The organism is Desulfocicer vacuolatum DSM 3385 (assembly GCF_900176365.1).
GTDB classification, from domain to species: domain Bacteria; phylum Desulfobacterota; class Desulfobacteria; order Desulfobacterales; family Desulfobacteraceae; genus Desulfocicer; species Desulfocicer vacuolatum.
Map to the genome: position 1 here is coordinate 167,865 of NZ_FWXY01000004.1, position 25,708 is coordinate 193,572.

The 25,708-nt window shown below is 47.5% G+C and carries 22 protein-coding genes; 13 read left to right on the plus strand and 9 right to left on the minus strand.

The window, feature by feature from the left end; all coding sequences use genetic code 11:
* Nucleotides 1-394 precede the first annotated feature (394 nt).
* The 6 genes from glpA to B9A32_RS05415 all read left to right on the plus strand — a co-directional run bounded on the left by glpA (nt 395) and on the right by B9A32_RS05415 (nt 6,663).
* Nucleotides 395-1,978 (plus strand): anaerobic glycerol-3-phosphate dehydrogenase subunit GlpA, encoded by a 1,584-nt coding sequence (gene glpA / locus B9A32_RS05390; RefSeq protein WP_139795721.1) that lies wholly within the window; start codon nt 395-397, stop codon nt 1,976-1,978.
* Nucleotides 1,965-3,251 carry a glycerol-3-phosphate dehydrogenase subunit GlpB gene (gene glpB / locus B9A32_RS05395; RefSeq protein WP_084067358.1) on the plus strand — a complete coding sequence of 429 codons (1,287 nt, stop codon included), beginning with the start codon at nt 1,965-1,967 and terminating at the stop codon, nt 3,249-3,251. Before glpA ends, glpB begins: the two co-directional genes overlap by 14 nt.
* Nucleotides 3,252-4,799: a DEAD/DEAH box helicase gene (locus B9A32_RS05400; RefSeq protein WP_084067359.1), complete on the plus strand. Its 1,548-nt coding sequence runs from the start codon at nt 3,252-3,254 to the stop codon at nt 4,797-4,799. It abuts the gene before it with no gap.
* A gap of 90 nt (nt 4,800-4,889) precedes the next feature.
* Nucleotides 4,890-5,318 carry a twin-arginine translocase TatA/TatE family subunit gene (locus tag B9A32_RS05405; protein WP_232367051.1) on the plus strand — a complete coding sequence of 143 codons (429 nt, stop codon included), beginning with the start codon at nt 4,890-4,892 and terminating at the stop codon, nt 5,316-5,318.
* Nucleotides 5,315-6,097: a twin-arginine translocase subunit TatC gene (gene tatC, locus B9A32_RS05410; protein WP_084067361.1), complete on the plus strand. Its 783-nt coding sequence runs from the start codon at nt 5,315-5,317 to the stop codon at nt 6,095-6,097. Before B9A32_RS05405 ends, tatC begins: the two co-directional genes overlap by 4 nt.
* Before the next feature lie 101 nt (nt 6,098-6,198).
* Nucleotides 6,199-6,663, plus strand: coding sequence for a cytochrome c3 family protein (locus B9A32_RS05415; RefSeq protein WP_232367052.1), 465 nt, complete (start codon nt 6,199-6,201; stop codon nt 6,661-6,663).
* Nucleotides 6,664-7,140: 477 nt separating this feature from the next.
* On the opposite strand, the gene B9A32_RS05425 is transcribed toward B9A32_RS05415, so the two are convergent.
* From B9A32_RS05425 to B9A32_RS05445, 5 genes are all read right to left on the minus strand, one after another.
* Nucleotides 7,141-8,661, minus strand: a complete 1,521-nt coding sequence (locus B9A32_RS05425) for a cobyrinic acid a,c-diamide synthase CobB (protein WP_084067363.1) — start codon at nt 8,659-8,661, stop codon at nt 7,141-7,143.
* A gap of 24 nt (nt 8,662-8,685) precedes the next feature.
* Nucleotides 8,686-8,943, minus strand: a complete 258-nt coding sequence (locus B9A32_RS05430; protein ID WP_084067364.1) for a dissimilatory sulfite reductase D family protein — start codon at nt 8,941-8,943, stop codon at nt 8,686-8,688.
* Between the two features lie 106 nt (nt 8,944-9,049).
* On the minus strand, nt 9,050-10,198 hold the full coding sequence (dsrB, locus tag B9A32_RS05435) for a dissimilatory-type sulfite reductase subunit beta (RefSeq protein ID WP_084067365.1): 1,149 nt from the start codon (nt 10,196-10,198) through the stop codon (nt 9,050-9,052).
* Nucleotides 10,199-10,213: 15 nt separating this feature from the next.
* Nucleotides 10,214-11,542, minus strand: coding sequence for a dissimilatory-type sulfite reductase subunit alpha (dsrA, locus tag B9A32_RS05440; RefSeq protein WP_084067366.1), 1,329 nt, complete (start codon nt 11,540-11,542; stop codon nt 10,214-10,216).
* A 498-nt stretch (nt 11,543-12,040) separates the two neighbouring features.
* The gene (locus B9A32_RS05445; RefSeq protein ID WP_084067367.1) at nt 12,041-12,703 is read right to left on the minus strand and encodes a tetratricopeptide repeat protein; all 663 of its coding nucleotides are present in this window, start codon (nt 12,701-12,703) and stop codon (nt 12,041-12,043) included.
* Nucleotides 12,704-13,155: 452 nt separating this feature from the next.
* On the opposite strand from B9A32_RS05445, the gene dapA reads away from it, so the two are divergent.
* On the plus strand, nt 13,156-14,190 hold the full coding sequence (gene dapA / locus B9A32_RS05450; protein ID WP_084067368.1) for a 4-hydroxy-tetrahydrodipicolinate synthase: 1,035 nt from the start codon (nt 13,156-13,158) through the stop codon (nt 14,188-14,190).
* A 116-nt stretch (nt 14,191-14,306) separates the two neighbouring features.
* On the opposite strand, the gene B9A32_RS05455 is transcribed toward dapA, so the two are convergent.
* Nucleotides 14,307-15,116 carry a YkgJ family cysteine cluster protein gene (locus B9A32_RS05455; protein WP_084067448.1) on the minus strand — a complete coding sequence of 270 codons (810 nt, stop codon included), beginning with the start codon at nt 15,114-15,116 and terminating at the stop codon, nt 14,307-14,309.
* Nucleotides 15,117-15,552: 436 nt separating this feature from the next.
* Here B9A32_RS05455 and B9A32_RS05460 point away from each other — a divergent pair, with 436 nt between their 5' ends.
* The 5 genes from B9A32_RS05460 (at nt 15,553) to galU (ending at nt 19,633) form a co-directional block, all read left to right on the plus strand.
* On the plus strand, nt 15,553-16,443 hold the full coding sequence (locus B9A32_RS05460) for a nucleotide-binding protein (protein WP_232367053.1): 891 nt from the start codon (nt 15,553-15,555) through the stop codon (nt 16,441-16,443).
* Nucleotides 16,440-17,321 carry an ATP-binding protein gene (locus B9A32_RS05465; protein ID WP_084067370.1) on the plus strand — a complete coding sequence of 294 codons (882 nt, stop codon included), beginning with the start codon at nt 16,440-16,442 and terminating at the stop codon, nt 17,319-17,321. Before B9A32_RS05460 ends, B9A32_RS05465 begins: the two co-directional genes overlap by 4 nt.
* A 279-nt stretch (nt 17,322-17,600) precedes the next feature.
* Nucleotides 17,601-17,963, plus strand: a complete 363-nt coding sequence (locus B9A32_RS05470) for a NifB/NifX family molybdenum-iron cluster-binding protein (protein WP_084067371.1) — start codon at nt 17,601-17,603, stop codon at nt 17,961-17,963.
* 68 nt (nt 17,964-18,031) lie between these two features.
* Entirely contained in the window at nt 18,032-18,388 is a 357-nt protein-coding gene (locus B9A32_RS05475) for a NifB/NifX family molybdenum-iron cluster-binding protein (protein WP_084067372.1), read from the plus strand.
* 348 nt (nt 18,389-18,736) lie between these two features.
* Nucleotides 18,737-19,633 (plus strand): UTP--glucose-1-phosphate uridylyltransferase GalU, encoded by an 897-nt coding sequence (galU, locus tag B9A32_RS05485; protein ID WP_084067374.1) that lies wholly within the window; start codon nt 18,737-18,739, stop codon nt 19,631-19,633.
* A gap of 47 nt (nt 19,634-19,680) precedes the next feature.
* Here the strand turns inward: galU and B9A32_RS05490 are convergent, their stop codons facing one another.
* From B9A32_RS05490 to B9A32_RS05500, 3 genes are all read right to left on the minus strand, one after another.
* Nucleotides 19,681-20,280: a lytic transglycosylase domain-containing protein gene (locus tag B9A32_RS05490; protein WP_084067375.1), complete on the minus strand. Its 600-nt coding sequence runs from the start codon at nt 20,278-20,280 to the stop codon at nt 19,681-19,683.
* Between the two features lie 216 nt (nt 20,281-20,496).
* A complete protein-coding gene (locus B9A32_RS05495; protein ID WP_084067376.1) occupies nt 20,497-20,859 on the minus strand; it encodes a hypothetical protein in 363 nt (120 codons plus the stop codon).
* A gap of 2 nt (nt 20,860-20,861) precedes the next feature.
* Nucleotides 20,862-24,299 carry a UvrD-helicase domain-containing protein gene (locus B9A32_RS05500; RefSeq protein WP_084067377.1) on the minus strand — a complete coding sequence of 1,146 codons (3,438 nt, stop codon included), beginning with the start codon at nt 24,297-24,299 and terminating at the stop codon, nt 20,862-20,864.
* A gap of 436 nt (nt 24,300-24,735) precedes the next feature.
* Between B9A32_RS05500 and B9A32_RS05510 the strand changes: the two genes are divergently transcribed.
* Complete coding sequence (locus tag B9A32_RS05510; protein ID WP_084067379.1) at nt 24,736-25,707, plus strand: thioredoxin family protein; 972 nt, start codon at nt 24,736-24,738, stop codon at nt 25,705-25,707.
* Nucleotide 25,708 lies beyond the last annotated feature (1 nt).

A 25,708-nucleotide genomic window follows, 5' to 3' on the forward strand; every position in this document is an offset into this window, starting at 1 on the left:
TTTTCCCGGCCAATTTATTTATCCCCTCTGTTCAACCTTTTCCGATCAAAATCGCTTTTCATCTTCTCTCCATGCCAACTGCTTTATCAAACCACCCAATGACCTTTTATCAAAAGCCGGTATCGTTTTAACAACAACGGCGGATTTGGGGGGTGATCATAAGCTGGGCTACTATATGTGAAATAAAATTTTTTGACTTCAACATGCTGTAATTACAGCTATTAATTTTTGTCTCTAAAATTTTATTACAAAATGGCCCATGTTATGACCAAGCCCGCGATTTGACATTGTATAACAGGGCATCTCCTGGAAATTGAAAATATAATATTGCTAAAACCATGTTCCAAATGGTAATGGACAATAATACAGGTTTTACCCCACAAAAATCATAACAATGGAGGCATCCCAGGTGGAAACCGAAGTATTAATCATTGGCGGCGGGGTAACCGGGACCGGCATTGCAAGGGATCTGGCCCTGAGAGGTATCCCTTCAATTGTGGTGGAAAAGACAGATATCAATGCAGGGGCATCCGGCGGTAACCATGGTCTCCTCCACAGTGGCGCACGGTATGTGTCAAATGATATGCACAGCGCCGGGGAATGCATGGAAGAGGGCCGTATCTTAAGGGACGTGGCCCCCCAATGCATTGATGACTGCGGTGGGATGTTTGTGGCAGTGGAGGGGGATGATGAAAATTATGTGGCGGATTTCCCGGGATTTTGTGAAAAAAACGGATTGCCCTGTAATCCTTTGAGTCCTGAAGAGGCAAGACAGCTGGAGCCGGAACTCTCTTCCCGGCTCATTGCGGCCTACCAGGTGGAAGACGGGGCCATTGATCCTTTTATGCTCTCCCTGGAAAATATTGCCCATGCAAAAAAAATGGGGGCAAAATTGTTTTGCCACACCAGGGCCGTTAAATTTGTCATGGGAGCAAGGAAAATTGAAACCGTTTTTCTTGAAGATAGCCGATCCGGTAAAATCATGACAGTACATCCACAATTGGTGATCAATGCCGGTGGGGCCTGGGCCGGTCAAATCGCTGCCATGGCCGGGGCATCTTTAACTATCCTCTGTTCCATGGGCACCTTACTGGTGAGCCAGTCCAGGATCTGCAATGGGGTTATCAACCGTCTCAGGCCCCCGGCGGATGGAGATATTCTGGTGCCCGGGGGAACGGTATCCATCATCGGCACCACCTCCCGGCGGGTGGATGATCCCGATGATATTGTGCCCACGGTGGCAGAAACAGACTGCATTGTATCCCAGGGTGCCGGGATGATTCCCGTTCTTGAACAGGTGCGGTACATCCGGGCCTATTCCGGGGTGCGGCCTTTGGTGGGATCGGCAGAGGGAGGATCAGATGATCGTAATGTCAGCCGGGGCTTTACCCTGGTGGACCATGGAAAAGACGGTGTGGATAATTTTATCACCATCACCGGGGGTAAATTGACCACCTTTCGGCTCATGGCGGAAAAAACTTCGGACATGGCGTGTGAAAAACTTGGCAATAAAAATCCCTGTGTCACCCGCACAGAACCTTTGCCCTCCACCATGGAAGGCAAATGGACAGAACCGGGTCTTGCCCCCAGACGCTGGATGGCCAAGCCCCATGGTGAGACAGATAAAATTCTTTGTGAATGTGAGATGATCTCTGAAAAAACCATTGATGACATTGCCTGTGAGCTGAAAAAAAACAATGAAATTCCAGATCTTTTAAATATTGGAAAACGCAGTCGTCTGGGCAAGGGGCCCTGCCAGGGAGCCTTTTGCAGTGTCCGGGTGCTGGCCCACATGTATGATAAGGGGGCTCTTTCCGGCAACCATGGGGTGGATGACATCAAGGCTTTTTTAAACGAACGCTGGAAAGGGCAATTGCCCATTTTCTGGGGGGAGCAACTCATACAGGCAGAACTGACCGAAGCCATGCATTGTGGTTTTTTTGACCTTGAACTGGCAGGTGACCATGAAAGCAAATGAGATGGACCCCATTAAAGCGGATCTTACCATCATCGGTGCAGGCATGGCCGGACTTTGTGCGGCCCTGTTTGCCCTGGAACAGGGGCTTTCCGTGGTGCTGGCAGGCAAAAGCGGTTCCATCCATTTTGCCACAGGTCTAATGGATCTCATGGGGGTGTATCCCCCGGGACATGAATGGGATGAGCCCTTTGCCGCCATTGACCGTGTTCGATCAGAAGAGCCCGGACATCCCTATGCTTCCATTACCAACAAAGAGATTGACACAGCCCTGGAGACGGTGCAACGGTTTCTGGGGGATCATGGGCTCCCCCATGGCCGGGCGCCCGGGCGTAATGTTGATATCATCACTTCCATGGGGACCCTGAAAAAAAGTCATATGATTCCCCTTTCCATGTGGCGGGGGGTAAAGGTCCTGGAAAAACGTTGTCCCACGCTGCTCATGGATTTCACCGGGCTTAAGATATACAGTGCCCGTCAAATTACGTCTGTCCTGGGAGAATCCTGGCAGGGCCTGGGGGATGCAACCGTCCGGTTTCCGGGCACAGAAGGTAAAGAGGAGGTTTATCCTGAACATCTGGCAAGGAGTCTGGATATTTACGAAACCCGCGAAAAGCTTGCCGGTAAAATTTTGCCGTTGATGAAGAACGCCGAAGCTGTGGGATTTCCTGCCCTTCTGGGCATGTATAAATCCTGTGAAACGGTCAGAAGCCTGGAAAAAATGTTGGGGGTCACTGTGTTTGAAATTCCCACCCCCCCGGTATCCGTACCCGGTATTCGTCTCCAGGAGATCTTTTTAAAGGGGCTGAAACAAAATGATGCCTTGCTTTCTTTGCCAGAAATGGTAAAAAGAGTCGAGAGTTTTTCCAGTGGAAAATTCAAGATCACTGCCGGAGAATCCGGGACTCTTAAGCGAATAGAATCAAAGGGTGTTATCCTTGCAACGGGGCGATTTCTGGGCAAGGGGCTGCGTGCGGAACGTACCGGTATCCGTGAGACCCTCATGGATTTGCCGGTGATTCAGCCGACAAAAAGAGAAAAATGGCACAACCCCCATTTGTTTGATCCCCGGGGACACCCCATAAATCGTGCAGGCCTCCAGGTTGACGGAATGTTTCGGCCATTGACAGAGTCGTCAATGCCCTTTGCACCCGGCCTGTTTGCCGCAGGTTCAATTTTGGCCCACTGCGACTGGACCCGCTTGAAATGCGGATCTGGGGTTGCCATTGCAACGGCCCATGCCGCGGTGAGGGCCTTTTGTAAAAGGTATAAGTGATTGATACGTTTTTTTGCATCGTTATTTGCCAGACTGTTTGGGACAAAGAGTGAAGAAAAAGTGGATGGCGTTCCTCCTTTGGAATCCGTTTCACCATCCCCGGGAAAAGTGCTTGATAAAACGGCTGAAACGCCTGAATCATCATTGGAATCAGACCCGTCATCCCCACCACCTGCCCGTCGTCCCCCCCGCCGCAGGAAACCCCGATGGACCCTGGAAAAATTTCAGGTTCCCCCCATGGAGGGAAAATCCAGGTTCCATGATTTTAAACTGCCCCTAAGCATCATGCACGCCATTGCCGATTTAAAATTTGAGTACGCCATGCCGGTGCAGGCAGAGGTGCTGCCCCATGCCCTGGAGGGAAAGGACGCCACGGCCGAGGCCCAGACCGGAACCGGCAAGAGTGCTGCATTTCTGGTGGGTATTTTCACAAGATTGTTGCGAAATCCCATTCGTGGAAAACGGGAGCGCGGTACCCCCCGGGCCTTGATTTTGGCCCCCACAAGGGAGCTGGTTATCCAGATTGAAAAAGACGGCAGGGGACTTGCCAGATATACGCCGTTGCGCATTGTGTCTGTGTTTGGAGGCATGGACTACAAAAAGCAGCAGGAGGCGCTTGCCCATCGCCATGTGGATGTCATTGCCGCAACACCGGGCAGGCTCATTGATTTCATGGGCCAGAAAATCATAAATCTTAAAAAAGTGGAAATTCTGGTTCTGGATGAGGCAGACCGCATGCTGGACATGGGATTTTTGCCCGATATTCGTCGCATCATCTATGCCACCCCCCATAAAGACCGGCGACAGACCATGTTTTTCAGTGCCACGCTGAGCCCTGAGATATTACGCCTGGCCTCCCAATGGACCAAAGACCCCGTTAAAATAGAGATTGATCCCGGTCATACGGCTTCGGAAAGCGTTAATCAAAAAGTGTTCATCGTAACTGAGGATGAAAAGTTCATTCTATTGTACAATCTCATCCACGGTGAAAAACTTGACAGGGTCATTGTGTTTGTTAACAGAAGGGACACCACACGGCGATTGGCCCACAAGTGTAAAGAGTATGGACTTAACGCAGATATTTTATCCGGCGAGGTTTCCCAGGCCCGGCGGGTGAAAACCCTGGAAAATTTTAAAAATGGAAAAATCAAAATTCTGGTGGCCACGGATGTGGCAGCCAGGGGCTTGCACATTGAAGGGATAAGTCATGTGATCAACTATGATCTTCCCCAGGAACCGGAACATTATGTGCATAGAATCGGCCGCACCGGCAGGGCCGGAGCGGAGGGGATATCCGTCAGTTTTGCCGATGAGAACAGCTCTTTTTACATCCCTGCCATTGAAGAAGTTCTGGGTGATTCTCTGGCCTGTGAATATCCGGATGAGGCCATGATGGCAACCCTTCCCAAACCCAGAAAAATTCGTGTTGAGCCTTCCAAATCAAAAAGACGAAACTCCGGTGGTTCATCCAGGCGCCCTTCAAGGAACAGGCGCCCCCCAAGAAGGCGTTCCGCTCCATCGTCCAAAAAGAAACCACCGGTTTCTTGACAGGGTACAACTGTTTGTTATAAAAAAAGTGATTGCTCTCATGTATGTTATATGAAAAATAAGGAGTTATAAATAATGTTTGGTTTGGGAATGCCTGAAATTTTATTGATTCTGGCCATTGCGCTGATGGTGATAGGACCTAAAAAATTACCTGATCTGGCAAAAACCCTGGGGCGCGCCATGGGAGAATTTAAAAAAGCAGCCCAGGATTTTAAACAAAGCATTGATGTGGAAAACACAGTGAATGAATTTAAGGCACCCATCACAACGGTTACAGATGACATAAAGGCAGCCTCTGATGCCATGAATCCTCTGTCCACGGATGCCACGGGAAAATCATTGGAAAAAGAGAGCTCCCTTGGGGCCGATCCTGTGTCTGAATCCGTGGAAAACAGCGAACAAAAAACTGTGCCGGATTCCCTGGACCCTTTTCCGGAAAAAAAAACCGCTAAGGATCTCCCTGATACCGATACTTCTCCCACCCCATTGAAGAAAGATAAGGATGAAAAGGGCATATGAGCCAGGAAGAAGAGAAAACCCCCTTTACCGATCATTTAACCGAATTAAGGGATCGTCTGGTTCGCTGCTTCATTGCCGTTGGTGTGGGATTTGTTGTGGCCTATTGTTTTAAGGAAAAGCTTTTTGACATTCTCATGGCACCCCTGGTCACCGCCATGGGAGAAAATCACAAGATGATTTTCACAGGTTTGCCGGAAGCATTTTTTACTTATCTGAAAGTGTCTCTTCTCACGGGAATTGTTGTGGCCGTTCCCGTTCTTTTTTATGAATTCTGGATGTTTGTCTCCCCGGGGCTCTATCGCCGGGAAAAAAAGTTCCTGATACCGGTGGTGCTTCTCTCCATCGTTTTTTTCATCATCGGTTCCAGCTTTGGATATTTCATTGTATTCCCCTATGGGTTTCAATTTTTTCTGGGCTTCTCATCTGATACCATCCAGGCCATGCCTTCCATGAAAGAGTATCTTGGATTTGCATCCAAAATGCTGCTTGCCTTTGGATTTGTATTTGAATTGCCCCTGGTGCTCACATTCATGGCACGTATGGGACTTGTGACTGTTGAATTTCTTTGTAAGAATCGTAAATATGCCGTGTTGATATTTTTTGCAGGTTCAGCCCTTATTACCCCCCCTGATGTGGTAACCCAGATTATGATGGCCATCCCGTTGATGATTCTTTATGAAATCAGCATTGTGGGGGCCAGGATGTTCCAGAAAAAAAAGGATGTGGATGACGGCGGGGAAGAGCGGGAGGAATATGAAGAGACCGGTGGGGCTGAATAATTCAATACGGCCGCTACAGTATCTTTGACTGGAAGTTGACCGGAATTGCCATATGGAGTTCCGTGTTTTTATAGTTAAACCAATGTAAAAGGAGTGTAGTGATGATGAAAAGAAAGCTTGTAACATCTTTGGTGGCAGCGTTAATGGCTGTGTGTTTCGTATCTGTGGCTGTTTATGCGGGAACCCAGGCAGCAGACACCATTACCATGAATACCAAGGCGTATGCCAAACACACCAAAGGCCTGGTTACCTTTTCCCACAAGGTGCATGCCGAAGAATATGGGATTTCCTGTGGCGATTGCCATCATGATGATAAAGGGACGCCATTGGCGCTGAAGGGCGGTGAAGATGTTCAGTCATGTGTGGCATGTCATAAAGACACCGGTAAAAAGCCCAAGGGTGAAAAACTGAGTAAAAAAGATAAAATCGCCAAATATCACAAAGAAGCACTTCATGCCAACTGCATTGGCTGTCACAAAGCCTTTAACAAGAAAAACGGGCTCAAATCCAAAGATCCCAAGGCAGCTCCCCAGAGTTGCAAGTCTTGCCATCCTAAGAAAGGTTGATTAAAGTCAGCTGTGCACTTTGCCGTTTAGCGGTTTAAATCGTATTTCAAGATGATTAAATCGTCAATTGAGAAATCAGGATGCACGGTTTATTTAAAAAAAGGCTCTGTATCAGTATTATACTGTTTACAGGGCCTTTTTTGTTTTTTTATATGAAAAAGTGGGTGCTGGGTATTAGGTTCTGGGTGTTCACAACAACTACTTTTTCATTATTCGTTGTGGCTGGAGCTTACAGCCATGTGGGTTTTTTATATGAAAAGGCAGCCTCCAAGGCAAGCTAAGGCAGAGCCGCCCCCCGACGGGCAATGGGAACCGGACAATTGAGCTGTCTACAGTTCCGGTCCGGGCACATTGCCCGTCGGGGGGCGGCGGTATAATACCATTTGGCTCCCGCGTCTACGACCCTATATTTGTTGTTGTGTCCGACAGAGATGCCTGTTAGATGAGCGTATTCTAAGCTTGGTGAGTCTGGGGTAATTATTTTTGTGTTTTGTATTGGAGGGCCTGTTTTACCATGGCATGGGACCATGATGATGCACAGGAGGAAAGGGTGTGGGTATAAGTACCAAAGACATTGTAACGGCAAAAACCGTCTTTTTTATCAATGATTCCCTTGCCCCTTTCCATGGCAAAGACCATCTCGTTTTCCCGGTAGTCAATGTCCATGATGTGGGAATATCTGAATTCATGTCCCCGTAGGAGGGTTCCCCTGGGAAAGAAGGGGTTTTTCTGGATCACCCGCACCTGGGTATAGCCATGGCCCACGGGACGTTTGGATAGACCAAAGGAGACGGGGAGAATGTCTGACATGGCATAGGTAACACCATCCAGGGTAAGGCTTTTACCAAGAAAGATCAAACCACCGCATTCGGCATATATGGGAAGTCCTTTCATGGCAAGGGCTTTTAATTGATTTCTGAAGCTCTCATTGTCAGCCAGCTGGGCCGCATGGGTTTCAGGAAAACCTCCCCCCATGTATATGGCATCCACCGGTGGAATGTCAGAGGCTTTAAGGGGACTTATTTCCTGGAGAATGGCACCGCTTTCTTCCAACGACTCCAGGTTGTCAGGATAGTAAAACTGGAAGGCAGAATCCCGGATAACCCCTATTATGGGACGTTCTTGTTTTGGGATGTGGGGAATTGGGGCTGTTTGAAGCTGTGTTTTTCCTCCCCCTTTTCCACAAGAACCGTCAGCAACGGTGTCGCAGTCCATGGATGTTTTTTGGCCACATTTTTCACACAAGGTATTGTGGGGGGGCGTGGATGACGATAAAGATGCAGCAGGAATCTTTGATGCATTGATACAGGCACGGTAAAGGCCGTCCAGATCAATGTATTTTCTGGCCACCCGGGCCGCAGCCTTGATGGATTCCAGTGCCAGTTCGTGTTCCGCCGAAGGGACAAGCCCCATGTGACGTTCCGGAAAATCCTCGGCTTTGAGTTTGGGAACAGACCCAAATACCGGAATATTACAAAATTGTTTAATGTTGTCTTTTACTTTATTTTCATGGCGTTTGCCAGCCACCCTATTGAGAATCACACCCATGATATTGACATGGGGGTCAAAGTGGATGCATCCCAGAAGAAGGGCTGCCATGGTTCGGGTGCTTTTGGTGCAGTCTAACACAAGGACAACGGGTAGATTGAGGAGTTTTGCAATTTCTGCGGTGCTGGTACGTCCCTGGATATCAATGCCGTCATAAAGGCCTCGATTACCTTCTATCAGGGCAATGTCAGCCATGGCAGAATTTTTAAGAAAGGAATTTTCTGCCTGATCCGTGGAACACATGAAAGTATCAAGATTATAACAGGACCGGCCAGCTGCCTTGGACAACCAGCCGGCATCAATATAATCCGGCCCTTTTTTAAAAGGGGCGACGTTGATCCCAATGTCCCGCCATGCAGCTGTGACACCAAGAGAGATAACGGTTTTACCGTTTCCCCCCCTAAGTCCTGCAATTACAAGACCGGGTATTTTTTTGTTGGAATATTGCATGGATTAGGGACTGGGTCTTTTATATCAATCTTCGCCTTCGGAGGCAGCCTGTTTGCCGGCACCCTTGAGGCCGTACATGGTGGTACTTCCACTGGACCAGAACTCAAGAATTTCGTGCTCAACCATTTTGTTGATCACTTTCTTGATCATCCGGGGTTTGTCATCGGGAAAAAGTTTGTAAAAATCTTTGATGTAGAATTTGGATTTGTTTTTTGATTTTTTGGTCAAAAAATCAACAACCAGTTTTTCTGCAGCTGCGGTATCGTTAAGAAGGTCACTCATGTTCGTTTCCCCTTTTACTTTAAACGTAATAGCCGGAGTACCGATACAAAAACCAGGTACTCCGGCTGAAAAGTCATTCAGTTAGTTCCAATTCCAATGGGTTGGATTAGAATTTGAACTGAGTGGACTGACGCCAGGACATGTAAGCCTGCTGACGGAAGTCATCAATGAGGTGATGGGTGAAGTCAAGTTCACATACCTCAAAGAATTTTTCCCATCCGATTCTGTCTGCCCAGTCTCCCAGACGCTCATATTTGTTGGCGCCGTTGGAGTAAGCATTAACCATCTTGTGGATGGCGTCGGTCATGGAGGGCCAGCGGGGCATCTCATTGGGAAGGAAGGCCACAACAACCTTGGAGAACTTGGGATCGCTGATTCTGTTGGAAACCTTTCCACCGGCCATGAGAACAATACCGTCACCTTCTGTATCAGCAAGGGGGAGAGAAGGACACATGGTGTAACAGTTACCGCAGAACATGCAGCGCTCGTTCTTTACGTCAACTGATTTTACTTCTGTACCGTCTTCCAGGGTCACCTTGGCAGGTTTAATGGCTGCGGTGGGGCATGCAGACACGGCCAAGGGGATTTCACACAGTTTGTCCAGGTATTCATGGTCAATCATGGGGGGTTTTCTGTGATATCCAAGGATGGCGATATCAGAGCAGTGAACCGCACCACACATGTTCAGACAGCAGGCCATGGAAACTCTCAACTGTGCAGGAAGTCTTTGGTCCTGGAAGTCGGCAAACAGCTCATCCATGGTGGCTTTAACTGTACCGGAGGCATCAGTTGCAGGAGTATGGCAGTGAATCCAACCCTGGGTATGAACGATGTTGGTAACACCGGCACCGGTTCCACCAATGGGGAACTTAAAGCTGCCGCCAGCAAACTTACGGCTCTTGAGATCGTTTTTCAGGGGCTCAACTTTATCCTTGGAATCCACCATGAACTCAATGTTATTACGGGTGGTGAACCGAAGATGTCCGTCACAGTGTTTGTCGGCAATCTCACAAATTTCGTTGATGTGGGTTGTACTCATGAGACGGGCACCACCAACTCTTACTGTGTAGATCTCGTCTCCGGACTCTGCCACATGAACCAGAACACCGGGCTCCAGGATCTCATGGTGAGACCATTTGCCTTTATTCTTTTTAATTACTTCAGGATAAAACTCATCATATTTTCTGGGACCGATGTCGGTGATTCTGTTTTCCATCGGTTTGTCTGGATTGTAACCAGATGATATAAATGCCATTATGCGTCTCCTTCCTTATCTCAGATGGTGTTTTCTGTATTCAACCACGTCACGTTCCCAGCCACCTTCAACCTCGTCTTCTTTCCAGAAGATGTAGGGGTTGGTTCTTGGGTATGCCACATGCTGGGGCTGTGCTTCGATTCCGGTTACTTCCAGAAGTTTCTGGAATCCCTGGCGCATGATCAGCTCACCAAGTCTTTCACGGTTCTTGCCTTCTTCCATCCACCAGTCCCAGATGCTTTCAATGATTTCTGTGATGGCAGCATAGTCATCATCGGGATTGACTTCAACAAAGGGAACCAGCAGGGAACCCATCTGGGCACCGTCAAGGATAGGCGCTTTTGCACCCACAAGAATGGACAGACCTCTTTCGTCACCAATCTTCAGGGCCCGGGGCATGGTGTTGATGCAGTGCATGCAACGGGTACAGTTGGAGTTGTCAATTTTCAGCTCATCGCCTTCCATCCACATACATTTGGTGGGGCAAAGGTTGATGACTTCTTTATTGATATCAAACGGACCCCAGTCTCTGCTGCCGCGGAATGCACCGGCATTGGCAGGATAGGCTTCATCGTTGGCAATGTATTTGGCCACGGCATCCTGATCAATTTTGATGTCATCTTTCCAGGTACCGATGAAGGACATGTCAGAACGGGCAATGGAAGCCACGCAACCGTTGGGGCATGCATCAAATTTGAATTTGAACTTGTAGGGGAAAGCAGGACGATGGAGCTCATCCTGGTATTCGTTGGTCAGGAAATGACAAAGTGCGTTGGAGTCATAGCAGGCATATTCACAACGGGAAGAGCCCAGACAGTCAGCAGGGGTTCTCAGGTTGGAGCCGGAGCCGCCAAGGTCCTGGTTCAGGTTGTGGGTCAGCTCATAGAAAACTTCTTCCAGCTGGGGAGTGGTGGTTCCAAGGAAGATGATATCACCGGTGGCACCGTGCATGTTGGTAATACCGGAACCCCGGAGATCCCACAGTTTTGTCAGGCTTCTAAGGTAGTCAGTGGTGTAGTATTTACCACAGGGCTGAGCAACACGCATGGTGTGAAAATGCTCAACACCGGGGAACAGTTTTGGCTGATCGCAGTAACGACCGATAACACCACCGCCATAACCGAAAACACCAACAATACCACCGTGTTTCCAATGGGTACGGCCATGTTTGTAAGAGAGTTCTACAACACCAAGAAGATCTTCTACACAATCAACTGGAATCTGGAACTCAACACCTGCTTCATTCTTTGCTCTGACTTCGGCCTGCTGCTTCAGGTCAGAGACAAAACTCGGCCATGGGCCAGATTCCAACTGGTCCAGAAAGGGAGTTTCATGTTTTGCCATTTACTTACCTCCGTTAAAAGTTAAATTACATTCTCTTGATCAAATGTCTATAGCCCCTTTCTATAAAAGAGATATAGATCGGTTCTTAATCAATTGTCATGCTTCACAGCTATCTTTCCGTGATGATCCCTTGGGTTCATCTGATCACTATTTCAAAACACGGGCCTTCATAAGCCGTGGGAAATCTCCTGATGAATACAGATTGGGAGATTGTGATAAAAAAGACTGAAGTTTTAATGTCTGAAATTTTGGTATCCAAAATTCAAAATCTACTTTTCATGTGAAAATATTAGTGCTCCTATAAGATTTTCACACAACCTTGTCAATAAAAAATCAGTTTTTCCCCATCATGCAGATGGCATGGTACAAATCTTTGGCATGGGAATCAAGGTTTTTTTGAACAATTTATCTTCCATGGGGATGGCACAGCGGTGTTCCGGGAAAACGGTGTGCCGGAAAAACCGCTGCGACAGAAAAACGTGGGGGGTGGTATTTTATCTATTTCCTGTGGGGTGCAAGCTCATCCTGGAGTCCCTGGGGGACTTCATAACCCAGGGAAATGGCGATGTCACAATGTTCGATGGCCTTGGCATACTCTTTCTTTTCAAGATATCCCACACACAGGTTGTTATGGGCAATGGGAAATTCAGGCTGGATTCTTACGGCCTCAAGGTTGGCCTTGATACCTTCTTCCAGAAGCCCTTTCATGTAGTAGGCATTGCCAAGGGTGGTAAAGGCCTGCACAAATTTGGCGTTGTGTACCACGGCCTTGCGCAGGTTCTTAATGGCGGTGTCAATTTTTTCCTGATCATCCTTTTCATTTTTGCCATCCACCAGTTGCAGCAAAATAAAGCCTATGTTGGCATAGCCTTCGGCAAATCCTGCCCGGGCTTTTACGGCATATCTGTTGTATCTGAGGCATCCTTCCACATCTCCGCGCTGGAGGCAGATGCCGCCGAGCAGTACATAGGCCTCGGCAAGGGTGGGGCTGCAGTCCACGGCGTCGTGAAGGGCTTCTTCTGCAGCATCATATTCCTTTTGCCCCATGAGGGCCACGGCAAGGTTATAATGATTACTTCCACATTCTGTGTTTTCTGTGATCTGGGATCTCAGGTGTGCAATGTGCGCTTCTGCATTTTCTGCTTTTGGTACCGTTGTCATGAAAAATCCTTTTGTATGTGATGGGCCATGGCCCTATTTTGTATGGCTGATTATCCATGTTTCTGTTTGAGGCGGTTCCAGATCGAGATATCGGCGTATCCATGAATTTTTTAACAAAATCCCCACGCCGACAGAAAATTTTAATTTTGTTGTGGTCAGTCCTGTAATACAGGGGTCACTGCCCACGCCAATTAAACGAACCAGCCGACACCTCTTTGGTAGATAAATTCCCTATACTATTTTTATGGGCTGGTTGTGTCAAGGAAAAAGAAGGTTGAACCCCTTTTGTGTATATGGTACATCCTCATGTCATAAACTGGGGATTGAATCTGTCTGATTTTAAGACTTTCAAAACAGGGGCAGCAACCACCCGCTGATAAAATTTTATGCCCGCCTGGAAGGTTGACTCAAAACCAATGTGGGCACTTGCGTTAATATGTTAAGGAGTATTTATGAAAACAGGATGTTATACTGCCTTGATCACACCTTTTACCCGTAATGGCGCGCTGGACGGTGAAGGGCTTGATCAGCTTATTGAGTTTCAGATTGAAAATGGGATAACAGGCATTCTGGCTGCCGGTACCACAGGGGAAAGTCCCACACTTAAATGGGAAGATCATTTGAATGTCATCGCTGATGTGGCAAAAGCGTCCAAAGGAAAATGTCTCTGTATTGCAGGCTCAGGAAGTAACAATACCAAGGAAGCCATGGGCGGTGTGGCCCATTCCGCCGAGGTGGGGGTGGATGCTGTTCTCATGGTGGATCCTTATTACAATGGACCCAGCTCCCTTGAAATCCGTAGGGAATATCTTGAGCCGGTGGCAAAGGCGTTTCCGTCCCTGGAGATTATTCCTTATATTATTCCCGGACGTACAGGGGCTCAATTGCTTCCTGAGGACCTGGCCATTCTGGCTGAAAAGTATAAAAATATCTCCTGTGTGAAAGAAGCCACCGGAAATCTGGAAAACATGCGTCGCACCCGGGAGTGCTGTGGTGAGGATTTTAAAATTTTTTCCGGTGATGACGGTCTGGTGACCCAGATCATGAAAGATCCTACCATAAAATCCTGCGGCGGTATTTCCGTGCTGTCCAATATTATTCCCGGCCCCCTTGTGGAACTGGTGATGCTTTTGGACAAGGGTGATTGGGCCGGAGCGGAAAAACTAAATCAGGCATTGGCACCCCTTCTGGGACTGGTTACTGTGAGCACAAAGGAAATGACCCCCCATGGGGAAGTGGTGTGCAGGGCACGAAATCCCCTGGCACTTAAAACCCTTATGCAGATTCTGGGGGTTCCGTCAGGACCCTGCCGCAGGCCTTTGGGTAAAATGACGGAAAAAGGTATTGCCATTGTTGTGGAGGCAGCCAAAACAGTGCAGAAAAAGAATCCGGAAATTTTACAGCCCCTGGCTGATTTTTTTGACATTGATGTGTGGGAACGGCTTGATAATCCCGAATATCAGAAAGATTTATGGTATAATTATTAATGCTCCCATGGGGCTGAATACCTTATTTTGCATACCATATGGGATGTTTTAAATTTTAGAGAAAAGGCGCTTTAAAGTCGGTATTTACCGACAAAAGCGCCTTTTGTTATTTTATCTTATTTTTGAGGTGGCCGGGGGGGCTGGCCCGGTTGCATGATTTCTCCGTCCTTGAAAAAGGTGGCCTTGAGCCATTCAAAACCAAACTGAAGCAGTTTTATGTCATCGGTGCGGATTTCTTCCACCACTTTGGGGTCCACTTTGTATCGTTTGAGAAAGGTGCTTTCAAATATAAATTTTCTGAATTTATCAATATTGTAGCAGGCCAGAAAAAACATCTGTTTGCTCTGTTCGGACAGTTTTATGGTTTTGGGAACAGATTTTTTTCTTACAATGAGATTGGTCCATCCGGCATTGACCTCGTCCCGGATATCCACGCCCTGATCTTCCCGCCATTGGGCAACGGTCCACTGTTCATCCTCTTCAAATCCCAGACAATGCTCTTCCTTGACAGTAAAGAAAAAGGCGTCGTCGTCCTCGCCTGCTTCCTGGTCACTGGTGTAACTCAATGATCCCATGCCAAGGGGGTAGTATCGGCAGGTGGATGGACGGTCTTCGTATATGAGACACCCTTCCTCATCTTGGACAAAGGGGCATGATTTGCGCTCATCATCCAGAAGTTTCAGTGTGACAACGGGTAAATCTGCGCTTTCCAGAAGATGAAGATCCGTATATATGGACAAAAATTGTTCTGACGTCAGGTCCAGCCGTTTTCTCATGGTCAGTATATCATAGGGGGTGAGCATGATGTCTATGCCTCTGCAGCATTTTGTGAAGCACTCCACCCCTTTATGGCATTTGAATTTAAATTTACTTTCATATCCCATTTGAACCGGTAATACTTCGGATTCACTGCCGTTCCCGCTCATTTCATTCATTTTTTTTAAACTCCTTAAGGATTAAATCAATGGATTTGTTCTTTATTTCCAGCCCTTTAAAAAAATGTCGGGTGGACAGATCAATGCGCTGTTACGGCTTTTATACTCCATTGCGGGATTGGGTTGAAAAATAGCGAATGCACAAATTTTTCCCCCGCCTGACCCTGGCCGAAAGCTGATCAAAACAAAAAATAAGCCCAAATAAATTCAGCACATTAATATATAAAACCGGGTGCAATGTCAATGTTTCCCCGCCACGCAGATTCTTTGCTCCATGGCCCGGTGAATTACTGCCATGTAAATTTGAGCCTGACAATTTCCATGAAATCCATGCTTTTAATGAAAGCGTTGAAAATTAAGTTTGACAAGTGTGGCAACTTGGTTTATTTATAGCATATGCTCGTTTGATTCAAATATGACAAAACCCATGTGTAAGGACAACGCAATGATCATCACCATAGCAAGCGGAAAAGGAGGAACCGGGAAGACCACAGTGACGGTGAACCTGGCAGCATCCATCAATCGCGATGATGTAACGGTATTTGACTGTGATGTGGAAGAACCCAATTCCCATATTTTCATAAAACCGGAAAATATCTCCAGTGAACCCATTTCCGTCATGGTTCCAAAGGTCGACACCCAGCGATGTACCCTGTGCGGTGCCTGTGAAGAAATCTGTCAATTCAGCGCCATTACCCTGGTGGCAAAAAGAATCATGACGTTTCCGGAAATGTGTCACTCCTGCAGGGGATGTGAAATGGTATGTCCGGAAGATGCCGTTAAAGAAGATTCCCGGGTGTTAGGATCAGTGCATCAGGGCAAAAATGCCCGGGGCATTGATCTTACCTGGGGAGAATTGAGGGTGGGAGAAGCCATGTCGCCCCCTTTGATCAGCCAGGTAAAAGATAGAATCAATCCCGGTGGCATTGCCTTGGTGGATGCCCCTCCCGGCACTTCCTGTCCTGCCATTGAGGCCCTTAGGTCATCGGATTATGCCCTGCTTGTGGCAGAGCCCACTCCCTTTGGGCTCAACGATCTTGCCTTGACAGTGGAAGCTTTGAAAAAGCTTAAAGTGCCCACAGGTATTGTGATCAACCGGGCCGATGATGCCCCGGGTATTGTGGAGGAATACGCCAAAAAAGAGGGCATAGAAATTTTACAGCGATTCCCGTTCAGCAGGGAGGCTGCCTCCATCTGCTCCCGGGGGAAATTATTGGTAAATGAAATGCCGGAAATGAAAGCCTTGTTTCAGCAGCTGTTTAACAGATTAAATCAATTGTTGACAGAATCTAAAGAGGCCGGGGAGGTGGGAAAATGAAGGAGCTAACCGTTATCAGCGGCAAAGGTGGGACAGGAAAAACCAGTGTGACAGCATCCTTTGCCACCCTTGCCGACAATAGAATTGTGGTGGATGCGGATGTGGATGCGGCCAACCTTTTTTTAACCCTTGAGCATAAGACCCTTGAAAATTCATATTTTAAAGGGGGAAGCAAGGCCTGCATAGATAAGGATGCATGCATTGAATGTGGAGATTGCCGGGAACGATGCCAGTTTGACGCCATTTCCGAAGATTTTATCATTGACCCCATCGCTTGTGAAGGGTGTGGCGTGTGCGCTTATTTTTGTCCGGAAAAAGCCATTGCCTTTGAGCAGCAGGTGTGCGGTGAGAAATTTGTCTCCCAAACCCCCTGGGGGCCCATGATCCATGCCCGCCTTGGCATTGCCGAGGAAAATTCCGGTCTGCTGGTGAGTCAACTTCGCCAGGAGGCAAGGGAGCTGGCCAAGGATAAGAAGATTCCCCTGATTATAACCGATGGCCCTCCGGGTATTGGCTGTCCTGTGATTGCAGCGGTGACCAATGCCGATGCGTTGCTCATTGTCACGGAGCCCACCTTATCCGGTCTGCATGACATGGAACGGGTGAAGGCCCTGGCCGATCAGATGAACATTCCCACCATGCTGTGCATTAATAAGGCAGATTTAAACCCGGAAACAGCCGGCCGTATCAAAAATTTTGCAGAGGATAACGGCATTCATTTTGTGGGTGAAATCCCCTTTGATCGAGAGGTGATTGATGCCATGAAGGCCAGCCAGAGTCTTGTTCAGTTTTCCCAGGGGGCCGCAGCAAAGGCCGTGAAATCCATTTGGAAAGAGGTTCAGCAGTTTATGGGAACCACGCTGGAACGAATCATGTAGTCAGCTTCAGACCTGTGGGCAAAATATAAAAATATTGTGTGTGTATTTGATTGTCACTCAACTTTCGGGCTTCATTTCAAAGCTGGCATTTTTTAATGTATCGATGGACTCAGTGTGCCGACGGGGTCAGGCTTTTGTTATTGATGTTATCGACCAAGGCCTTTGCCAACGCAAAAAGCCTCAATAATGTCAATAACGAAAGCCTGACCCCACCACGAAATGCGAACACCGAAAGTTGAGATTGTCAGCTAAGAAATATTAATATTTAAGGAGAAGAACATGAAGGTTGTTGTTACATCAAGTGGAAAAGATCTGGATGCAGACCTTGATCCCCGTTTTGGACGGGCCAAATATTTCATCGTGGTGGATACTAAGAGCATGGATTTTGAAGTTAAAGAAAACACCCAGAATCTGAACCTGCCCCAGGGAGCCGGTATCCAGGCCGGAAAAACCGTGGCTGAAACGGGTGTGGAAGCCGTGCTCACCGGAAATTGCGGTCCCAAAGCATTCCAGGTGCTGGAAACTGCCGGTATTCATGTCATCACCGGCATCCAGGGCACGGTGAAAGGGGTTGTGGAAAAATTTAATGCCGGGGAACTCAGCTATGCCGGCGGCCCCAATGTGGAAGGACACTGGGTCTAAAAGATTTACAATATCAACACTTTCTCCAAATTTGAAAATGATTTTTAAACATTGAAAGGACATCAAAGATGAAGTTTGCAATTCCAATGGCAATGGGTAAATTGACCACACATTTTGGGCACTGCAGGGAATTTTGTATCATGGATGTTGAGGACGGCAACATCACAGACACCCAGGTGCTTGAGCCCCCCCCGCATGAACCCGGGGTGTTGCCCAAATGGCTCCATGAAAAAGGCGTGAATGTTATTATAACCGGCGGCATGGGACAGATGGCCAAGCAGCTTTTTGCCCAGGCCGGTATTGATGTGGTGACAGGTGCCCCGGCAGAAGCGCCGGAAACCCTTGTAAAGGCCTATCTTGAAAAAACATTGGTCACCGGTGAAAATGCCTGTGGCCATGATCCCAATTCTCCTTGCCAGCATTGATAAAAATGTGTTGGGTTGTGGTTGGAAATCCCATCCATGATTTTGCACTCTAAAGTATGGTTTCGGGCAGACCCGGTGTTTTTACACGGGTTTGCCCCTGATATCAGATCCTGCCGTGATTTTGCATTCCTAAATCCTATTTCCAAAAAGACCTTGCTGAAACGCTGGGAACAGTGCATATTTAAATATGATGTATCATTGTTTTCAGTCGCGTTGCTTCATAAAAATATATATCTGAATCTCAATGCTCATGTTGTCTCCGGTTTTGGCTGCCATGGGTGCCTTTCAGCATACTGGATTTCAAGCCATGATTATCAAGGTGAAATGCATTGAGTGAACGGAGGGTAGATGAAAATCAAAAAAGCGGTATTTCCTGTGGCAGGCCTTGGCACCCGGTTTCTTCCGGCAACCAAGGCCATGGCCAAGGAGATGCTCCCGGTTGTGGATAAACCCATTATTCAATATGCTGTGGAAGAGGCCTTTGCTGCTGGCATTGAACAGATTATTTTTGTCACCGGACGGGGGAAAAAAGCCCTGGAGGATCATTTTGATCGATCCTTTGAGCTGGAAATGACCCTGAAGAACAAGCACAAGGATGAAACTCTGGGGCAGATTAAAAAACTGGTTCCCCCCACCGGAACCATTGTCTATACCCGTCAGCATGAACCCCGGGGGCTGGGCCATGCCATCTGGTGCGCCCGGGACATTGTGGGGGATGAACCCTTTGCCGTGCTCCTGGCCGATGATTTGATTAAGTCAAAGGTGTCGGTGCTCTCCCAGATGATTAACCGCTTTGATCGGTTACGGGCCACCATTGCCGCTGTCATGGAGGTTCCCAAAGAGCAAACCAATCGGTATGGTATCCTTGATGCCCAGGAGATAGAGGACAATGTGGTGCGGGTCAGGGGCATGATAGAAAAGCCGGATCCTGAAGATGCGCCCTCCAATCTGGCCATTGTGGGCCGATATATTTTAACCCCTAAAATTTTTGATTATCTGGGGGAAAAAGAATTGGGGGCAGGGGGGGAAATCCAGCTCACAGATGCCATGGAAAAATTGCTCAGCGATCAGCCGGTTTTCGGGTATAAATTTGAGGGGGAGCGTTTTGACTGCGGGGATAAGGCAGGATTTCAGATGGCCAATCTGGCCTTTGCCATGGAGCGGCCGGATATAAGGGGGAAATTATCCCATTTTATCAGAAATATGGACTATGATTTATCTCCTGGAAACAAAGATACATATTAAATATTTAAAAGCGATTGCATCTGGATAGTTGTACTTGTGATTTTGAATTATGAGTTCGGGCGGTAGATGCGGTGTAATGCCATGACTTTTTGGACATAGTTTCGAGTTTCCTGGAAAGGGGGAACTCCATTGTATTTGTCCACATTTCCTGGTCCTGCATTATAGGCTGCCAGGGCGTGTTTAATATTACCTCTATATTGATGAAGCAGCTGATGGAGGTATCGGGTTCCTGCCATGATGTTTTGTGAGGGTTCAAACGGGTCTGACAGGTTGAGGCTTGTGAAATTAAAGGGCATTATCTGCATGAGACCCCGGGCTCCCTTAGAGGATATGGCCCGGGGATTGTAAGCGGATTCTACCTCAATGACAGCTTTTATCAGTGAAAAATCCACTTTAAATTTTCGAGCAGCTTTTTTTATGAGGTGGTCATAACATTTTTTATTCAACGGAGCTTTGTAGCGTTTGGCTTTGCCTTTGATGAATATTCTGGATTTTGGAGATGTCGGGGTGTCAGAAAAATGCCTGGTCCCATTTTTGTCCACAAACATGTAAATAGTTGTGGCCATTATATTGGTTGGAGTTATCAGGGAAAATATCAATAAAATTACTCCCCATTGTAAAAGCAGTTTATTGCAATTTTTTTTCATTTTATATTTTCCTCATATTCCTGTAATTTGAACAAATCAAGCGTAGGTATAAATGGTAATGTTTGATTGTGTGGTTGGCTTTAAATATGTTTTTTTATTCCCTTGTTAATTATGCTTTTTGAGTTTTCTTCATTCAGACCTTGATCCTCTTACAACAAAGTTTGAGAAAATTTTGGCTCGCGTGGATTTTTTTGAAAAAAGTTAGAAAAACAATAATCATTGCATATAGCATTTTAAAATATATTTTCTCGGAAAAGAAGGTTTAGAAACATAGGGTAAAAGGGTCCCCTCAAAGGAGGCCACCAGCTGGTCAAACACCGTGTCTTTATCTGGAGCCATGATAAAATTGCGTTCCTTTTTATGTTCATAGGTGGTGGTGGTCCCCACTTTACTGATGATGTTTTCCAAGGAAAAATTTGTAAAACTTTCCGGTGTAAAAATGGACTCTTTTACAGGTATGGTTACCCTGGCTGTCATTTTTACCTGAAAGGCATCTGAACTTATTTTTCTTGACAGATCAAGGATTTCCAGAGTGAGGTCGTGGGCAAGGGGAATGGTCTTTACAATTTTTTCTTCCATGATCAAGCATCCTGAAACAGCTCAAGTTGTCTGTTTTTTTCTTTTTTGGGTTGGGGTTTAAATCGGTTTTGGCTCTGTGCCTTTAATTTTTCTTCTATATCATAGACAAAGGGCGATTTTGAAGTTTTTATTGTTTTTCCATAGATTCGCCGTTTGTCTGCATGGGAAACGCATAAAATACTTTGGGCCCGGGTCATTGCCACATAAAAAAGACGTCTCTCTTCGGCCAGGGCCAGGGCGGAAAGCGGTGTGGGGGCACCGTTTTTATCCGGCCGGGAAAAGGGAATGAGTCCGGTTTCACATCCGGTGATGAACACCACTTTAAATTCAAGGCCTTTGGAGGCATGCATGGTCATGAGTGCCACCTTTTCTGCCTGGGGGGCCAGTGTATCCACATCCCCCACCAGGCACACATGATCCAGAAAAGCAGCAGGATCCGGAATGGCTTGGGCCTCCATGAGAAGTCGTTCCAGGGTATCTGTTCGTTTTTTCTCGGCCTTGATGAGGTGGGAAAGATCCCACAGATTGGAAAAATGATCCAGAGCCCGGTGGCTGGATTGCTCTTTTGCCGCTTCAGCCGCAGTGAGAATTTTTGCGGTGCAGTGGCATATTTTTTCATGGATATCCCGGCGCATGCCCTTGGGCGGCAAGGATGTTAAGCGACCAAGGGCTGTGTTCAAAGGGCAGTTCTGCTCCTGGAACCAGCGTTTGAGGTGTTCTCGGCTTTTTTTCCCGGTACCGGTCTTGAAATAATCCAGCAGCAGCTCAAAGTCTGTGAGGGTGCCTTTTTGACAGCCTATTTTCATGAGAGCAAGGGGCTCTTTGATGCCCGGTTGTAAAAGGGTGTTTTCCCGGTGGGCCATGTGGCAGGGGATTCCCGCTTTTTCAAGAACCTCGGCAAAAACTGCCCCCTGTTTTCTGGTGCGGTAGAGAACGGCAAAATCAGAAAAGGAAAAGTCCTCTTCTTGGGAGGCATCAATTCTGTTGGTATCCATGGAAAAGAGTGAAAGTCCGCCAGTGAGTTTTTCAATGGTTTTTCCCACGGCCACGGCCTCGGCCCGTTCCGAAGCAGACTTGAGTATCATAACGGTGTCCTTGCCGTGGATGTTGGAGAATAATTTTACACGGCTCTCTTTTTCATCCCTTTGCTTTCCGCGTTGGGTGAGCATCTGGTGGGAGGCCTCAAGAATGGTTTCTGTGGATCGATAATTTTGTTTCAAGGAAATGTTAAGTGCCCTGGGATAATCTTCTATGAATTGCCGGAAATAACGATTGTCTGATCCCCTGAATCCATAAATGGATTGATCCGGGTCCCCAATGACACAAAGCGTGTCTCCATTTCCGGCAAGGCATTTTGTCAGAAGATACTGGCCTTTGTTGACGTCCTGGTATTCGTCCACAAACAGGTGTTGAAACCGCTTCTGCAGGGTGGTGACAAGACTGGGATCATGGGTTAAAAGGGCCAGCACCTTATTAATCAGATCTTCAAAATCCACCAGATCAAGAGATTCCAGACGCTTCTGGTACTCTTGCCACACCTGGTTCACCATCTTTTCCATGGCAATGTCTTGGATAAAATCAAGGGGGTCTCCCGGTTGAAGCCCCTGTTGTTTGGCCCGGGAAATAAGGGTATCTGCCTGGTCAAGGGAGAGGGCCTGCCGGGAAAATGCCTGGTGGGTCAGTGTCTCTTCCAAAAGGGACAGGCGCAGAGTGTCATCCACAATGGCCGATGAAAAATCGGTGTACTCTTTAAGAATCATGAGGCCAAAAGCATGAAAGGTACAGGCACACACCTGGGCCGGAGATTCCGGGAGAAGGGTTTGTATTCTTTCTTTCATTTCCCGGGCGGCTCTGTTGGTGAAAGTCAGAGCCAGAATGGCATCTGGAGAAATTTTTTGCTCTTTGATGAGCCAGGCGATTTTTGCTGTGATGGTGCGGGTTTTGCCGGTGCCGGGGCCTGCTGCCATGATAAGGGGGCGGTTGTGACATAAAAGGGCCTGGTGCTGCTCTTTATTTAAAGAGCCCAGGAGGTCTGCCGGTGGGGGAGATGGTGATCCTTTTATTTTTCTTTTCACCGGAGCAGGATTTTTTTCGGGCATGGGTCTTGCCCCCACCGGCACAGGTTTGCTTGGGACGCGTTTTGTTTTTTTCGGCGCAAACAGCTCCTGTTCGCCCTTGAGACGTTTTTTTTCATCGTCAGTAAACAGGCATACCCGGCCGTACTCCCCATCAAAACCCGGAGCCACATCCACCCGGTCGGTGCGCATTTTTTCAATGGCCGGTGCCAGAAGGGGGATACCCAGGGCATCAATTTCATCCAGGGGGCGCTTTAAAAGGATATCCAGTTCCGGCCCCGAGGATTCCAGAGCCCTTTCATAAAAGGTGTTCACCTTTTTTGTTTTGGGGCCCACATTGAAAATTTCCGATAAAATATCGGTGAGGGGAATAATGCTTTGGTATCCCTGGCGGCCTGTGGGGGCATAGCCAGGGGGACGTGAAGCAAGTTCCTGGACCCGGTAGAGCACCCCAAGGGTCAAGGGCTTTCCACACACCGGGCAGATGCTGTCATGCCGAAGGGTTTCCACAGGATCAAATGAAATACCGCATTTTCGATGGCCGTCATGGTGGTATTTTCCCTCCTGGGGAAACATGTCTATGGTGCCCTTGTATTTTGTCAAATCCCCTGTTTTAAGGGCTTCTCTCACATGGTAATAGGAAAGCCCGGTGTTGAACATGGATGCATTCCTGCCAAGATACATGGGGGAGTGGGCATCGGAGCTTGCCACCAGTCGCACATGGTCCAGGTCGGCCACCCGCCAGTTCATGGGCGGGTCTGATGAGAGGCCGGTTTCCACGGCAAAGATGTGGCGGGAAAGATTTCCAAAGCACTCTTCGATGGTGTCAAAACCTGATTTGGAACCTAACATGGAAAACCAGGGGGTCCATATATGGGCCGGGATGAGAAAGGCTTCATCTGAGATATCCAGCATGATTTCAAGGAGTTTTTCCGCATCAAGGCCCAGTATGGGCCGTCCGTCCGAGGCAATGTTGCCGATTTTATCCAGCTGGACATTGAATCTTTTTACTTCTTCTAAATCCGGAAAGTAGATGAGATTATGGTTTTTTCTCACCCGGTTGTTTTTTTTATATATGGAGCTGATTTCACATTGTAGAATGAATCTGACCTTGTTTTTGCAGCTGCCTGGGATCTGGGCATCCAGGGGAGCTGTAAATTTTTTCTTTAATTTAAATAATCCCGGGGCTGCGGGTTCCAGTTTTTCTTCAATCTCTTTGATCCATCCGGGGTGGGTGAAGTCCCCTGTTCCCACCAGAGTAACGCCTTTTTTCTGGGCCCAGATGTACAGACTTTCAAGGGTAAGGTTTTTGGCAGTGGCTCTGGAAAAGTGAGAGTGGAGATGTAAATCTGCTATGAATTCCATGCTTGTCTCTGTTGCTCGATGATATATTATGGGGCTTGGTTTCTGGGAATTTCCCAATATTTAGGTCAACATAAAAAAACGTGTCATCAAGTCTTTTTGTCTGGTTTTAATGTTGCCGTCCTCGGAATGGGAGCATGGGTGAAAATATCAATAACAAGGAGTGAATTCAAGGGGAATTTCCGGGAGAACAGGGGGGAAAGCTGTAAAGTTGTCTGTTTTTCCAGCTCTTGCTTGACAAGGTGTGTCCAATAGTGTGATGTGGGGTGATCTGTTTTTAAACTGATTTTAAGTGGTGGGACATAAATTTTTTTCTCTTGACGCATCAATAATTGTCTTCATGGTAGGTGTTATTTAAAACCTTAACAAGGAAAAATTTTAGTCCATGTATTTAAGTGCGTAACCGTATGAGCATTAACAGGAAACAGGGGGATGGATATTGAATGATAAGGATCGTGCCGGCATTGAGATGTGGGTAAAACAAAGAAAAGACAACATTGAACTGGGAACGGTGCTTTTGGGAACCCCCGAAGATGCTGTTTTGGAAAAATTTTGTGGTTCTCTCATGGAAACAGCGCCTTTTATAACTGTGAAATCTCTGGAAAATAAGGGAAAACTGCTCCCGGAAATCCAGGTGATGGAAAATGTTTCTTTTTCCGCCCTTCCCCTGGAAAAACTGCTGCCCCCTTTTCTGGAAAGTCTGGACCTTGCCGGAGGGAGCCCTGCGGTGATGGAACAAGGGGTTAAAGCGCTGCTTTCAAACATTGACATGCCCGTGGACCTGAAACTTTATGTGGCAAGCCAATGCCCCCACTGTCCCGGGGTGATTCGTTCCATGGTTCACCTGGCCGCCGCCTCAAAACAGGTGCATCTCCATGTCATTGACGGTACATGGTTTGACAAAGCAGCTGCCGATGACGGTGTTTTATCAGCCCCCTGTTTAATTTTGGACAATGATTTCCGGTGGACGGGTGATGTGTCCATGAAAGAAGTGGTGGAGATGATGATCCGTCGTGATCCTGCAACCCTTACCACGGCCTCTTTGAGGAGAGTTCTGGAAGAGGGTAATGCGGCCTGGATTTTTGAAAAAATGAAAGCCGCCAATGTCATTTTTCCCGGTTTTATCGGCCTTCTCATCCATGAAATATGGTCTGTTCGTCTGGGGGCCATGGTGGTGGTGGAGGAGCTGGCCCAGGATGTCCCTGATCTGGCACTGCAACTGGTACCCCTTATTTTGCCCGGATTTGAGGGTGCCGATGTCACTGTAAAGGGAGATATTCTTTATGCCCTGGGGGAAGTGGGGGATCTGTCTGTGGCAGACACCATTGCCCGGATGATGGCAACATTTGAAGATGAAGCCCTTGTGGAGGCTGCTGAAGATGCCCTGGCTGCCATAAAAGAGAGGGCGTGAA